The organism is Pseudomonas parafulva, assembly GCF_002021815.1.
GTDB lineage: Bacteria > Pseudomonadota > Gammaproteobacteria > Pseudomonadales > Pseudomonadaceae > Aquipseudomonas > Aquipseudomonas parafulva_B.
Genome location: NZ_CP019952.1, coordinates 1 through 13365 on the forward strand (window position 1 = coordinate 1; position 13365 = coordinate 13365).

The window sequence follows — 13365 nt, forward strand, 5'->3', positions numbered from 1 at the left end:
CGGCGCTTTAAGTTTCGTTTCGAAAGATAATGATCGCAATCAAAACCTAAATGCGCGGATCCGTCAACCCCGTCGTCTCGCTGTGGATAACCATACCCAGCCGTATGGCCAGCGTTAGCCAGCTAATGCCTGGGAAATAAAAAGGCCGGCTTGTTATGCACAAGGCCGGCCTCGAAAGAGCTGTGGATAATCAGGGCTTCTTGATCTTCTCTGGACGCTTCCACCCCGAAACGTTGCGCTGGCGAGAGCGTGCTACCGCCAATTCACCTGCTTCTACACACTGAGTAATCGTCGAGCCCGCAGCAGTCGTGGCCCCGGCCTTGATTTCCACAGGCGCGACGAGGGCGCTGTTGGAGCCGATGAAGACGTCTTCGCCCATGACCGTCTTGAACTTGTTGGCCCCATCGTAATTACAGGTGATGGTGCCCGCACCAATATTAGTGCGGGCGCCGATTTCGGCATCACCCAAATACGACAGATGCCCAGCTTTGGCGCCTTCACCAAGATGGGCATTCTTCAGCTCGACGAAGTTACCCACATGGGCCTTTGCATCGAGTACGGTCCCCGGACGCAAGCGTGCAAATGGACCTGCATCACTCCCCTCGCCCATGACGGCACCCTCTAGGTGACTGTTGGCCTTGATCACGGCACCTTTGCGCAGCGTGCAATCCTTGATCACACAGTTAGGGCCAATCTGCACGTCGTCTTCGATGACAACCTTGCCTTCCAAAATGACGTTGATGTCGATCAGCACATCCCGGCCGACCGTCACTTCGCCCCGGACATCGAAACGCGCAGGGTCACGCAAGGTCACACCCTGCGCCATCAGGCGGCGGGCCTCACGCAACTGGTAGTGACGCTCCAGTTCGGCAAGCTGACGGCGGTCATTGGCACCCTGCACTTCCATGGGATCGTCAGGTTGCTCGGTGGCGACCAACAGGCCATCAGCGACTGCCATGGCGATCACATCAGTCAGGTAGTACTCGCCCTGGGCATTGTTGTTCGACAAGCGGCCCATCCAATCTGCCAGGCGAGCGCCAGGAAGCGCCAGGATGCCGGTGTTGCCTTCGCGAATGGACTTCTGTGCCTCGTTAGCGTCCTTGTGCTCGACGATTGCCGTTACCTGCCCATGCGCATCACGCACAATGCGGCCATAGCCCGTCGGATCCTCGAGCGTAACCGTGAGCAAACCCAGTTGCTGCTCGCTGGCTTTGGCCAACAAGCGCTGCAAGGTCGGCACCTCGATGAGCGGCACGTCGCCATACAGCACCAGCACGGTGTCCGCGGACAGTGCCGGCAAAGCTTGCGCCAAGGCATGCCCCGTACCCAGTTGCTTGTCCTGCATGACAAAGTTGAGGTCGTCACCTGCCAGTCTCGCTTGAACCAACTCTGCCCCATGGCCTATCACCACGTGGATGCCCTGCGGCTGAAGCTGGCGAGCGCTGTGGATAACATGACCGAGCATGGAGTTGCCCGCTACCGGGTGCAATACCTTGGGCAGCGACGAGCGCATGCGGGTGCCTTGGCCGGCGGCAAGAATAACGATATCGAGGGACATGACTGGCTACCAATCCTGGGCGGTCAGTTGCTTGACCGAAAGGGGAAAATCGAAAAAAGAAAAAGGGTAGCCGAGGCTACCCTTTTACTCAATCGCTACACAAATGATGGCCGCAGCCGATCACTTGCCTCTGCGCATTTGCTGGACAGTACGCAGCTGAGCCGCAGCCTCGGCCAGACGTGCGGCAGCAGCGCCGTAGTCGAAGTCCGAGCCTTTGGTGTTCAGCGCGTTCTCGGCAGCCTTGAGGGCTTCCTGAGCCTGAGCTTCGTCCAGGTCGGCAGCACGTTGCACGGTGTCGGCAAGAACCTTCACCATGTTCGGCTGCACTTCGAGGAAGCCACCGGAGATGTAGTACACCTCTTGAGTGCCACCCTGCTTGGTCAGCGTGATCGGACCCGGCTTGAGATTGGTGATCAGCGGGGCGTGGCCTGGAGCGATACCCAGATCGCCCAAGTTGCCGTGCGCTACTACCATCTCGACCAGACCGGAGAAGATTTCTCCTTCCGCGCTGACGATATCGCAATGGACTGTCATAGCCATCTGCTTGCCTCAACCTGATTAGCGCCCCTTGCGGGGCGCCGGGATTACAGTTTCTTGGCTTTCTCGATCGCTTCGTCGATGCTGCCGACCATGTAGAACGCTTGTTCTGGCAGGTGGTCGTAGTCACCTTTGAGGATGCCGCTGAAGCCAGCGATGGTGTCTTTCAGGGAAACGTACTTGCCTGGCGAACCGGTGAAGACCTCGGCCACGAAGAACGGCTGCGACAGGAAGCGCTGGATCTTACGAGCGCGCGCTACCAGTTGCTTGTCGGTCTCGGACAGCTCGTCCATACCCAGGATCGCGATGATGTCCTTCAGCTCTTTGTAGCGCTGCAGAACATACTGAACCTGACGGGCAGTTTCGTAGTGCTCGGTACCGATCACGTTCGGGTCCAGCTGGCGCGAAGTCGAGTCCAGTGGGTCAACCGCTGGGTAGATACCCAGGGAGGCGATGTCACGGGACAGAACGACGGTGGCGTCCAAGTGGGCGAAGGTGGTCGCTGGCGACGGGTCGGTCAAGTCATCCGCAGGCACGTAAACGGCCTGGATGGAAGTGATCGAACCTTCCTTGGTCGAAGTGATACGCTCTTGCAGAACGCCCATCTCTTCGGCCAGGGTCGGCTGGTAACCTACTGCCGAAGGCATACGGCCCAGCAGTGCGGACACTTCGGTACCGGCCAGGGTGTAACGATAGATGTTGTCGACGAACAGCAGAACGTCGTTACCTTCGTCACGGAATTTCTCAGCCATGGTCAGGCCAGTCAGCGCAACGCGCAGACGGTTTCCTGGTGGCTCGTTCATCTGACCGTAGACCAGCGCTACTTTGTCGAGAACGTTGGAGTCCTTCATCTCGTGGTAGAAGTCGTTACCCTCACGAGTACGCTCACCCACACCGGCGAACACGGAATAACCGCTGTGCTCGATGGCGATGTTACGGATCAGTTCCATCATGTTCACGGTCTTGCCGACACCGGCACCACCGAACAGACCAACTTTACCACCCTTGGCGAACGGGCAAACCAGGTCGATAACCTTGATGCCGGTTTCCAGCAGATCGTTGCCGCCGGCCTGGTCCGCGAACGAAGGCGCCTTCTGGTGGATACCACGACGCTCTTCTTCACCGATCGGACCGGCTTCGTCGATTGGGTTACCCAGGACGTCCATGATGCGGCCCAGGGTAGCCTTACCGACAGGAACGGAGATGGCCGCGCCGGTATCGACGACGTCCAGACCGCGCTTCAGACCTTCGGTCGAGCCCATCGCAATGGTACGAACCACGCCGTCGCCCAGCTGCTGCTGAACTTCCAGGGTGGTTTCCGCGCCTTGTACTTTCAGCGCGTTGTAAACACTCGGCACGACGTCACGTGGGAATTCCACGTCGATGACGGCGCCGATGATTTGAACGATACGTCCGCTACTCATAGCTGGATCCTCTGAATTTTTGAACCGTTAAACCGCGGCAGCGCCGCCGACGATTTCCGAGATCTCCTGGGTGATCGCAGCCTGACGCGCCTTGTTGTAGATCAGCTGGAGTTCGCTGATCAGGTCACCGGCGTTGTCTGTGGCGTTCTTCATGGCGATCATCCGGGCTGCTTGTTCAGCAGCATTGTTCTCGACCACCGCCTGGTACACCTGCGACTCCACGTAACGCACCATCAAGCCGTCCAGCAGCTCTTTTGCGTCGGGTTCGTACAGGTAGTCCCAGTGATGCTTGAGATCCTGATCCGGGGTTGCCACCAACGGTACCAACTGCTCGACCGTCGGCTTTTGGGTCATGGTGTTGATGAACTTGTTCGAAACCACCGAGAGGCGATCGATACGGCCATCGAGGTAGGCGTCCAGCATGACCTTGACGGAGCCGATCAAGTCATTGATCGATGGCTCTTCGCCCAGGTGGCTGATCGCGGCTACTACGTTGCCGCCAAAGATACGGAAGAAAGTCGCACCCTTGCTGCCGATCACGCACAGGTCGATTTCCACGCCCTGTTCGCGGTTTTCGTTCATGTCCTTGACCAAGGCCTTGAACAGGTTGGTATTCAAGCCACCGCACAGACCACGGTCACTGCTCACCACGATGTAACCGGCGCGCTTTACAGGGCGCTCGATCATGAACGGGTGGCGGTATTCCGGGTTGGCGTTGGCCAGATGACCGATCACCTGGCGGATACGCTCCGCATAAGGACGGCTAGCAGCCATGCGCTGTTGTGCCTTGCGCATTTTGCTGACCGCCACTTTTTCCATGGCGCTGGTAATTTTTTGCGTGCTTTTGATGCTCGCAATCTTACTGCGAATCTCTTTTGCGCCTGCCATGTATCACCTATCAGGTTAGCAAGCGGGGGCCTGGGCCCCCGCTGCGGCTTACCAGGTCTGGGTGGCCTTGAACTTCTCGATACCGGCTTTCATGCCTGCATCGATTTCGTCGTTGAAGTCACCCTTCACGTTGATCTTCGCCATCAGTTCGGCGTGATCACGGTGGAAGAAGGCGATCAGTGCTTGCTCGAAGCTGCCGACCTTGGAGACTTCTACGTCGGTCAGGAAGCCACGCTCAGCGGCGTACAGCGACAGGGCCATGTCCGCGATGGACATCGGCGCGTACTGCTTCTGCTTCATCAGCTCGGTAACGCGCTGACCATGCTCCAGCTGCTTGCGGGTCGCTTCGTCCAGATCGGACGCGAACTGGGCGAATGCCGCCAGTTCACGGTACTGAGCCAGTGCGGTACGAATACCACCGGACAGCTTCTTGATGATCTTGGTCTGAGCGGCACCACCTACACGCGATACCGAAACACCGGCGTTCACTGCAGGGCGGATGCCCGAGTTGAACATGGCCGATTCCAGGAAGATCTGACCGTCGGTGATGGAAATCACGTTGGTCGGAACGAACGCCGAAACGTCGCCAGCCTGGGTTTCGATGATCGGCAGAGCGGTCAGGGAACCGGTCTTGCCAGTGACTGCGCCGTTGGTGAACTTCTCGACGTATTCTTCCGAAACGCGCGATGCACGCTCCAGCAGACGGGAGTGGAGATAGAACACGTCGCCTGGGTACGCTTCACGTCCTGGTGGACGACGCAGCAGCAGGGAGATCTGGCGGTAGGCAACAGCCTGCTTGGACAGGTCATCGTAGACGATCAGGGCATCTTCACCGCGGTCACGGAAGTACTCGCCCATGGTGCAGCCGGAGTACGGCGCCAGGAACTGCAGTGCAGCCGATTCCGAGGCGCTGGCGGCAACAACGATGGTGTTGGCCAGGGCACCGGCTTCTTCGAGCTTGCGCACGACGTTGGCGATGGTCGACTGCTTCTGGCCGACGGCCACGTATACGCAGAAGATACCGCTGTTTTTCTGGTTGATGATCGCATCGACCGCCATGGCAGTCTTACCGATCTGACGGTCACCGATGATCAGCTCACGCTGGCCACGGCCAACCGGGATCATGGCGTCGACCGACTTGTAGCCAGTCTGTACAGGCTGGTCTACCGACTTACGCCAGATCACGCCTGGAGCAACTTTCTCGACCGCGTCGGTCTCGGTGTTGTTCAGCGGACCTTTGCCGTCGATCGGGTTACCCAGTGCGTCCACGACGCGACCCAGCAGTTCCTTACCAACCGGAACTTCCAGGATGCGACCGGTGCACTTGGCGCTCATGCCCTCGGCGAGGGAGGTGTACGCACCCAGTACCACTGCACCTACGGAGTCTTGCTCCAGGTTCAGTGCCATACCGTATACGCCGCCCGGGAACTCGATCATTTCGCCGTACATAGCGTCGGCCAGACCGTGGATCCGTACGATACCGTCGGAAACGCTTACGACGGTACCTTCGTTACGGGCTTGGGAGCCGACATCGAGCTTCTCGATGCGGCCCTTGATGATTTCACTAATTTCGGAAGGATTGAGTTGCTGCATTGCTCTGCTGCCCCTTCAAACTCAAGATTTCAATGCTTCGGCCAGTTTCGCGATCTTGCCGCGAACAGAGCCATCGATTACCAGGTCGCCGGCGCGGATGACGACGCCGCCGATCAGGCTGGCATCCTCCGACGCGTGCAGGCGCACTTCCCGGCTGAGCCGTGCACTGAGAACCTTGGCGAGTTTGTCTTGCTGTTCTTGGTTCAACGCAAAAGCACTGGTGACTTCCACGTCCACGGATTTCTCTTGTTCTGCCTTGTACAGGTCGAACAGAGCGGCAATCTCCGGCAGAAGCAGGAGACGGTCGTTTTCCGCGGCAACATGAATGAAATTCTGTGCCGATGCATCGAACTTGTCACCGCAAACGTCAATGAATGCGGCGGCCTTTTCTGCGCTTGTCAGTCGCGGGGCCTTGAGCAGGCGCTGCATGGTGTCGTCTTCGGACACTGCAGCAGCCAGGCCGAGCATGGCTGACCAATTGGCCAGTTGCTGATGGGCCTGGGCATGCTCAAAGGCAGCCTTAGCGTAAGGTCGGGCCAACGTGGTCAGTTCTGCCATGATCGCCCTCGCTTAAATTTCAGCGGCCAGTTTGTTAACCAGCTCTGCATGCGCGTTTTGATCGATTGTGGCGCCAAGGATCTTTTCAGCACCGCCAACAGCCAGGGCACCCACTTGGGCACGCAGGGCGTCTTTGACGCTGTTCAGTTCCTGTTCGATCTCGGCCTGAGCCTGAGCCTTCACACGGTCAGCTTCGACACGAGCCTGTTCACGGGCTTCGTCTACTAGCTGAGCAGCGCGTTTCTTGCTTTGCTCAATGATTTCAGCTGCCTGTGCCTTTGCTTCACGCAGTTGCTGACCCACTTTCTCTTGGGCCAGCTCCAGGTCGCGAGCTGCGCGGTTGGCAGCGTCCAAGCCGTCTGCAATCTTCTTTTGACGCTCTTGCAGAGCAGTGATGACCGGAGGCCATACGTACTTCATGCAGAAGAGTACAAAAATCAGAAAAGCAACGGATTGGCCAATCAGGGTTGCATTAATGTTCACGCCAACACCTCGCTCGGTCTTTGTCCATCACACCCATCAACTCGTCGAAACGAGTGATTAGCCGGCGATTTGACCAACGAAGGGATTCGCGAAGGTGAAGAACAGAGCGATACCAACACCGATCATGGTGACGGCGTCGAGCAGACCGGCAACGATGAACATTTTGACCTGCAGCATCGGAACCATCTCAGGCTGACGAGCAGCGCCTTCCAGGAATTTGCCGCCCAGCAGGCCGAAACCAATGGCGGTACCCAGAGCACCCAGGCCGATCAGCAGAGCAACAGCGATAGCGGTCAGACCAACTACAGTTTCCATCTTTCCTCCCGACTTTTACGTCGTATTGGTTAGGTTTTTTAGTTTGAAGCGGTAAAACGAATCGTTTGGTACAGCATGCCCTTGCGGACTTTTTAAGCCCTCCCCCCAAACGAGCGGGGAAGGCTATCAGACACGCCAGGCGGTCTTAATGGTTATCTTCGTGAGCCATCGACAAGTAGACGATGGTAAGCATCATGAAGATGAAGGCTTGCAGGGTGATGATCAGGATGTGGAACACAGCCCACGCCCATTGCAGCACGATACCCAGGCCGCTGAGCCACAGGATGCCGGCGCCGAACATCACGGCAATCAGGATGAACACCAGCTCGCCGGCGTACATGTTGCCGAACAGACGCAGTGCCAGCGAGATCGGCTTGGCGATCAGGGTCACGAATTCCAGCAGGAAGTTGACCGGGATCAGCAGGATCTGCAGGAAGATATTCTTGCTGCCGAACGGGTGCAGGGTCAGCTCACCGATGAAGCCACCCAGGCCCTTGACCTTGATGCTGTAGAAGATGATCAGCGCAAACACGCAGAAGGCCATGGCCAGGGTCGCGTTCGGGTCGGTGGTCGACACGGCGCGGAACGGAATGTGCGGATCACCCGAGATCAGGATGGCCAGCTGAGGAATCCAGTCGACCGGTACCAGGTCGATGGCGTTCATCAGGAATACCCAGACGAAGATGGTCAGCGCCAGCGGCGCGATCACCGGGCTACGGCCGTGGAAGGAGTCCTTCACGCTGCCGTTGACGAAGTCCACCAGCACTTCGACGAAGTTCTGCAGGCCGCTCGGTTGGCCAGAAGTCGCCTTCTTGGCCGCCATGCGGAAGATGAACAGGAAGATCAGACCCAGTGCGACGGACCAACCCAGGGTATCCACGTGGAATGCCCAGAAGCCCATAGCCTTGGCTTCTGCAGCCGAATGGGCGAAGCCCCAGCTGCCGTCTGGTAGTTGACCGTAAGTCAGGTTCTGCAAGTGGTGCTGGATATAGCCCGAAGCGGTTTCTGCTGCCATGGTTGCCTCAAACGCCCTAAGGTCTCGAAAGTCTTTTATTCATCAGCAGGGGCGCGAACCAGCTGACCAAAAGGGTCAACACGAAGACGCCGAATACTGCCAGCGGCGCCAGTGGCTTCACTCCTGCGAAGGTCAGTGCGAAGAGCACTGCCGTCAAAATCATCTTGCCTGCCTCGCCAGCGTAGAACGACTTGACGATGGCCTGCGCCGCCCGAGCTCCGCTAAAGCGAAAAGCCTTCCAGGCGAAATAAACATTGGGCAGCCAGGCAATCAGGCCTCCGCAGAGCCCTGAATATCCGCTGACCGTCCCAGCCAACTGCCACAACACCAAGGTTGCCAGCAGCAGCACGACGAATTGCGTCAGCAATACCGGAAAAACCGCCCAGCGATGGAAAGGCAACCGGTTTGGCGTGCGGATTTCCATCACAACTGCTCCCCGTGAATCGGCCTGCCAGTCAGCGATGACTTGGCATAATTTGTGCCGACAAAATGCGCGCAGAGTATAGGGGTGGATTAACCCCTATTCAACTATTCGTAGTGATTTCCGATTGCGCGCTACAACAGGAATTGTTTCAGCGAATGTGTGTGAGTACGCCCTGCAACTCATCGAGCGAGTTATAGCGAATCACCAGTTGGCCCTTGCCTTTAGCGCCGTGGCGAATCTGTACAGCCGAGCCTAAACGCTCTGCAAGCCGCTGTTCCAGGCGTGCAATGTCCGGATCAGGTTTGCCGGGTTCTACCGGATCAGGCTTGTCGCTCAGCCATTGGCGCACCAGCGCCTCGGTCTGACGTACGGTCAGCCCACGTGCGACAACATGACGCGCCCCTTCCTCCTGGCGATTCTCTTCCAGGCCTAGCAAAGCCCGTGCGTGACCCATCTCCAGGTCACCATGGGCGAGCATCGTTTTGATCGCTTCAGGCAACGTGATCAACCGCAGCAGGTTGGCCACGGTCACCCGCGACTTGCCCACGGCATCGGCCACTTGCTGCTGGGTCAGCTCGAACTCCTGCTGCAACCGCTGCAGGGCCAGCGCTTCTTCCAGAGGGTTCAAGTCCTCGCGCTGGATGTTTTCGATCAGGGCCATGGCAATGGCCGCTTCGTCAGAGACCTCGCGGACCATGGCCGGAATGGTGTCCAGACCGGCTTGTTGAGTCGCGCGCCAGCGCCGCTCACCGGCGATGATCTCATAGCGCTCATCGCCAACCGGGCGCACCACGATCGGTTGCATCACGCCGTGGCTGCGGATCGAGTGAGCCAGTTCTTCGAGCGCCTGCGGGTCCATGTCGCGACGTGGCTGGTACTTGCCCCGTTGAATCAACTCGACGGGCAGGTGCTGAAGCTCCTTGAGGTCGATCTTTACAGCCTGCTCTTCGAGCGCGCTCACGGATGGACCGCTGAGCAGCGCATCCAACCCACGTCCGAGACCCCGTTTCTTGACGGCCATGCGGATTCCTTAAGTTGCTTGTGCAGTGCGGGACTGGCGGCGTTGACGACGAACCAGTTCTCCGGCCAGGGCAAGGTAGGCCTGTGCGCCGCGCGATTGCTTGTCGTAGGCCAATGCCGGCATACCGAAGCTGGGTGCTTCGGCCAGGCGGATGTTTCGCGGAATGACGGTATCGTACAACTGCGAACCGAAATGCTCCTTGAGCTGCGCCGATACATCGTTGTTCAGGCTCAGCCGCGGATCATACATGGTTCGCAGCAACCCCTCGATCTTGAGCGCGGGGTTCAACTTGGCAGCGATCCGCTTGATGTTGTCCACAAGGTCGCTCAGCCCTTCCAGCGCGTAATACTCGCACTGCATGGGGATGATCACGCCATCGGAAGCCACCAAGGCATTGAGCGTCAGCATCGACAATGAAGGCGGGCAGTCGATGAGGATGAAATCGTAGTTATCACGAATGGGCGCCAGCGCATTACGCAGGCGGCTTTCCTTGACCTGCATCTCCAGCAGCACGACTTCTGCAGCGGTCAGGTCACGGTTGGCCGGCAACAGCTGGAACCCACCATGCTCGGAATAGTGCATGGCCTGGGCCAGGTCACACTCTCCGATCAGCAGGTCGTACACAGAGTGCTCGAGCTCGTGCTTGTCCACGCCGCTGCCCATGGTGGCATTGCCCTGCGGATCGAGGTCGATCAGCAGCACACGACGCTTGGTCGCCACCAGCGAGGCAGCGAGATTGATACAGGTGGTGGTCTTGCCCACACCACCTTTCTGGTTCGCGATTGCGAATACCTTAGCCATTGATGCGTCTGTTCCCAATCAAGCCTTGCGGCGCAGTATCAGCAGATGACGTTGGCCCTGGCAACCCGGAACGGTCAGGGCCTGCTCGCTTTCCACTGTGAAGTCTGCGGGCAATGCTACCAGTTCATCGGCAGGATGCAGCCCCTTCATTGCAAGCCACTGCGTCCCGGTGTCGCCCAGGTGGCGGGTCCAGTTGGTGAAATTCTCCATGCTGCTGAAAGCGCGGGAGATGATGCCGTCGAACGGCTGGGCCGGCGTGTACCCCTCGACCCTGCTGTGGATAACCGTAAGGTTGTCCAGCTTGAGCTCCATTTTCACCTGGGTCAGAAAGCGCGTCTTCTTGCCATTGGCATCCAGTACGGTGATCCGCTTGTGGGGATGCAGGATAGCCATGGGCACACCTGGCATGCCTCCGCCGCTGCCGACATCCAGCCAGTTACTGCGCTCGCTGTGGATAAACGGCATCACGCTGAGGCTGTCGAGCAGGTGACGCGAAACCATTTCATCCGGATCCCGGACGGCGGTGAGGTTGTAGGCCTTGTTCCACTTGATCAACAGGGCCAGGTAGCCCAGCAGCTTTTCATGGTGTTCAGGGCTCAGGGGCACAGCCAACTGGCGGGCACCTGTGGACAACTCTTCGGCATGTTGGGAGGTAACCAGGGAACTCAAACGCTTTGCTCCAGCTCGCGGCCTGCACCGCGTTTTTTCAGGTGGATGAGCAACAGGGAAATGGCCGCCGGCGTCACGCCTGGAATGCGCGAGGCCTGCCCCAGGGTTTCGGGACGGGTCTGGCTGAGCTTGCCCTGAATCTCTTTGGACAGCCCCGAAATCGTGGCGTACTCGATATCCACAGGCAGGCGCGTGTCCTCACTGGCGCGCAGCCGCGCGATTTCGTCCTGCTGACGGTCGATGTAACCCGCGTATTTGGTACGAATCTCGACCTGCTCGGCGACCTGTGGATCGATCGACTCACCGCCGGTAGCCGCCATTAACCCTGCATAGTCGATTTCGGGTCGTGCCAGCAGGTTCAGCAGGCTGTACTCGTGGCTCAATGGCGTACCAAACTTGTCCACAACGGCTTGGCCTTGCTCGGTGTTGGGCCTTATCCAGGTCGATTTCAGCCGCTGCTCTTCTTTTTCGATACCGTCGCGCTTGGTGCAGAAGGCGGCCCAGCGCTCGTCGTCGATCAACCCCAGCGCTCGCCCTTTTTCTGTGAGACGCAGGTCGGCGTTGTCCTCCCGCAGGATCAACCGGTATTCGGCCCGGGATGTGAACATGCGATACGGTTCTTGAGTGCCCAAGGTGATCAAGTCGTCGACCAGCACGCCGATGTAGGCTTCATCGCGCCGCGGACACCAGGCCTCGCGGCCCTGAGCGCGCAGTGCGGCGTTGGTCCCGGCCAACAGGCCTTGCGCACCGGCTTCTTCGTAACCGGTGGTGCCGTTGATCTGGCCAGCGAAGAAAAGACCACCAATGACTTTGGTTTCCAGGCTGTACTTCAAGTCGCGCGGATCGAAGTAGTCATATTCGATGGCGTAGCCTGGGCGGACGATATGCGCGTTTTCCATGCCCCGGATCGAGCGCACCAACTCCAGCTGCACATCGAAGGGCAGCGAAGTGGAAATACCGTTGGGGTAGAGCTCGTGAGTGGTCAGGCCTTCAGGCTCGATGAATACCTGGTGGCTTTCCTTGTCCGCAAAGCGATGGATCTTGTCTTCGATCGACGGGCAGTAACGTGGCCCTACCCCTTCGATGACCCCCGAGTACATGGGCGAACGGTCAAGGTTCGAAGCGATGATGTCATGTGTCCGGGCGTTGGTGTGAGTGATGTAGCAGCTTACCTGGCGCGGATGCATGCCCGCATTGCCCATGAACGACATCACCGGGATAGGCGTATCGCCGGGCTGCTCGGTCATGACCGAGAAATCCACGGAGCGACCGTCGATACGAGGCGGCGTACCTGTCTTCAGGCGGCCGACGCGTAGCGGCAATTCACGCATGCGATGCGCCAACGCGATGGAGGGCGGATCCCCTGCGCGTCCTCCCGAGTGGTTCTGCATACCAATATGGATCAGGCCGCCCAGGAAGGTGCCGGTGGTGAGCACGACCGAGTTTGCAAAGAACCGCAGCCCCATCTGGGTGACCACGCCTTTGACTTCATCCTGTTCAACGATCAGGTCGTCACAGGACTGCTGAAATATCCACAGGTTGGGCTGGTTTTCCAAAATCTCACGCACAACCGCTTTGTAGATGGCGCGGTCAGCCTGTGCACGCGTGGCGCGAACGGCTGGGCCCTTGCGGTTATTCAACACGCGAAACTGAATGCCACTCTTGTCGGTGGCCAGCGCCATGGCGCCGCCCAGGGCATCGATTTCCTTGACCAGATGGCTTTTGCCGATGCCACCAATGGCAGGGTTGCAACTCATGTGCCCGAGGGTTTCCACGTTGTGGGTCAGCAGCAGGGTTTTGACACCCATGCGTGCAGACGCAAGCGCAGCCTCGGTACCGGCATGGCCGCCGCCGATGACGATCACTTCAAAACGGGAAGGGAAATCCACCACGCACCTCGTGCCTGTTGTGCAAATAGAAAAGGTAAGCCGGCAAGTATAGGGACATCACCCCCCTCATTGAAACCGTCTGAGCAAATTTTGATCAGGCTGTGGATGAATGGCACACAACAGAAATCAACGAAGATAGATTTATAAAAGCTTTGTTTTTATGTTTATTCTTATGCACAGCGATATCTGT

At 58.4% G+C, this 13365-nt stretch carries 14 protein-coding genes; all 14 read right to left on the reverse strand.

The window, feature by feature from the left end:
• Positions 1 to 190: 190 nt before the first annotated feature.
• Positions 191 to 1558, reverse strand: coding sequence for a bifunctional UDP-N-acetylglucosamine diphosphorylase/glucosamine-1-phosphate N-acetyltransferase GlmU (glmU, locus tag B2J77_RS00005; protein WP_058638775.1), 1368 nt, complete (start codon positions 1556 to 1558; stop codon positions 191 to 193).
• A 120-nt stretch (positions 1559 to 1678) separates the two neighbouring features.
• Positions 1679 to 2098, reverse strand: coding sequence for a F0F1 ATP synthase subunit epsilon (locus B2J77_RS00010; protein ID WP_023532701.1), 420 nt, complete (start codon positions 2096 to 2098; stop codon positions 1679 to 1681).
• 44 nt (positions 2099 to 2142) lie between these two features.
• Positions 2143 to 3519, reverse strand: a complete 1377-nt coding sequence (gene atpD, locus B2J77_RS00015) for a F0F1 ATP synthase subunit beta (RefSeq protein WP_023532615.1) — start codon at positions 3517 to 3519, stop codon at positions 2143 to 2145.
• Between the two features lie 27 nt (positions 3520 to 3546).
• Entirely contained in the window at positions 3547 to 4407 is an 861-nt protein-coding gene (atpG, locus tag B2J77_RS00020; protein ID WP_058602716.1) for a F0F1 ATP synthase subunit gamma, read from the reverse strand.
• Between the two features lie 48 nt (positions 4408 to 4455).
• On the reverse strand, positions 4456 to 6000 hold the full coding sequence (gene atpA, locus B2J77_RS00025) for a F0F1 ATP synthase subunit alpha (RefSeq protein ID WP_023532736.1): 1545 nt from the start codon (positions 5998 to 6000) through the stop codon (positions 4456 to 4458).
• Between the two features lie 21 nt (positions 6001 to 6021).
• Positions 6022 to 6558, reverse strand: coding sequence for a F0F1 ATP synthase subunit delta (locus B2J77_RS00030; RefSeq protein WP_023532623.1), 537 nt, complete (start codon positions 6556 to 6558; stop codon positions 6022 to 6024).
• A gap of 12 nt (positions 6559 to 6570) precedes the next feature.
• Complete coding sequence (locus tag B2J77_RS00035; protein WP_011536505.1) at positions 6571 to 7041, reverse strand: F0F1 ATP synthase subunit B; 471 nt, start codon at positions 7039 to 7041, stop codon at positions 6571 to 6573.
• Positions 7042 to 7098: 57 nt separating this feature from the next.
• Positions 7099 to 7356, reverse strand: coding sequence for a F0F1 ATP synthase subunit C (atpE, locus tag B2J77_RS00040; protein WP_003097235.1), 258 nt, complete (start codon positions 7354 to 7356; stop codon positions 7099 to 7101).
• Positions 7357 to 7501: 145 nt separating this feature from the next.
• A complete protein-coding gene (atpB, locus tag B2J77_RS00045) occupies positions 7502 to 8371 on the reverse strand; it encodes a F0F1 ATP synthase subunit A (RefSeq protein ID WP_023532311.1) in 870 nt (289 codons plus the stop codon).
• Between the two features lie 16 nt (positions 8372 to 8387).
• Positions 8388 to 8795 (reverse strand): F0F1 ATP synthase subunit I, encoded by a 408-nt coding sequence (locus tag B2J77_RS00050; RefSeq protein WP_023532288.1) that lies wholly within the window; start codon positions 8793 to 8795, stop codon positions 8388 to 8390.
• Between the two features lie 148 nt (positions 8796 to 8943).
• Entirely contained in the window at positions 8944 to 9816 is an 873-nt protein-coding gene (locus B2J77_RS00055) for a ParB/RepB/Spo0J family partition protein (RefSeq protein ID WP_078477748.1), read from the reverse strand.
• 9 nt (positions 9817 to 9825) lie between these two features.
• Complete coding sequence (locus B2J77_RS00060; RefSeq protein ID WP_023532809.1) at positions 9826 to 10617, reverse strand: ParA family protein; 792 nt, start codon at positions 10615 to 10617, stop codon at positions 9826 to 9828.
• Positions 10618 to 10635: 18 nt separating this feature from the next.
• Positions 10636 to 11286, reverse strand: coding sequence for a 16S rRNA (guanine(527)-N(7))-methyltransferase RsmG (rsmG, locus tag B2J77_RS00065; RefSeq protein ID WP_058602714.1), 651 nt, complete (start codon positions 11284 to 11286; stop codon positions 10636 to 10638).
• Positions 11283 to 13175 carry a tRNA uridine-5-carboxymethylaminomethyl(34) synthesis enzyme MnmG gene (gene mnmG, locus B2J77_RS00070; RefSeq protein ID WP_058603070.1) on the reverse strand — a complete coding sequence of 631 codons (1893 nt, stop codon included), beginning with the start codon at positions 13173 to 13175 and terminating at the stop codon, positions 11283 to 11285. The genes rsmG and mnmG overlap by 4 nt, the downstream gene beginning before the upstream one ends.
• Positions 13176 to 13365: the final 190 nt, after the last annotated feature.

Coding starts and splice junctions, on each gene's coding strand:
- glmU (WP_058638775.1), bottom strand. CDS start 1,558: ATGTCCCTCGATATCGTTATTCTTGCCGCCGGCCAAGGCACCCGCATG.
- B2J77_RS00010 (WP_023532701.1), bottom strand. CDS start 2,098: ATGGCTATGACAGTCCATTGCGATATCGTCAGCGCGGAAGGAGAAATC.
- atpD (WP_023532615.1), bottom strand. CDS start 3,519: ATGAGTAGCGGACGTATCGTTCAAATCATCGGCGCCGTCATCGACGTG.
- atpG (WP_058602716.1), bottom strand. CDS start 4,407: ATGGCAGGCGCAAAAGAGATTCGCAGTAAGATTGCGAGCATCAAAAGC.
- atpA (WP_023532736.1), bottom strand. CDS start 6,000: ATGCAGCAACTCAATCCTTCCGAAATTAGTGAAATCATCAAGGGCCGC.
- B2J77_RS00030 (WP_023532623.1), bottom strand. CDS start 6,558: ATGGCAGAACTGACCACGTTGGCCCGACCTTACGCTAAGGCTGCCTTT.
- atpE (WP_003097235.1), bottom strand. CDS start 7,356: ATGGAAACTGTAGTTGGTCTGACCGCTATCGCTGTTGCTCTGCTGATC.
- atpB (WP_023532311.1), bottom strand. CDS start 8,371: ATGGCAGCAGAAACCGCTTCGGGCTATATCCAGCACCACTTGCAGAAC.
- B2J77_RS00050 (WP_023532288.1), bottom strand. CDS start 8,795: ATGGAAATCCGCACGCCAAACCGGTTGCCTTTCCATCGCTGGGCGGTT.
- B2J77_RS00055 (WP_078477748.1), bottom strand. CDS start 9,816: ATGGCCGTCAAGAAACGGGGTCTCGGACGTGGGTTGGATGCGCTGCTC.
- B2J77_RS00060 (WP_023532809.1), bottom strand. CDS start 10,617: ATGGCTAAGGTATTCGCAATCGCGAACCAGAAAGGTGGTGTGGGCAAG.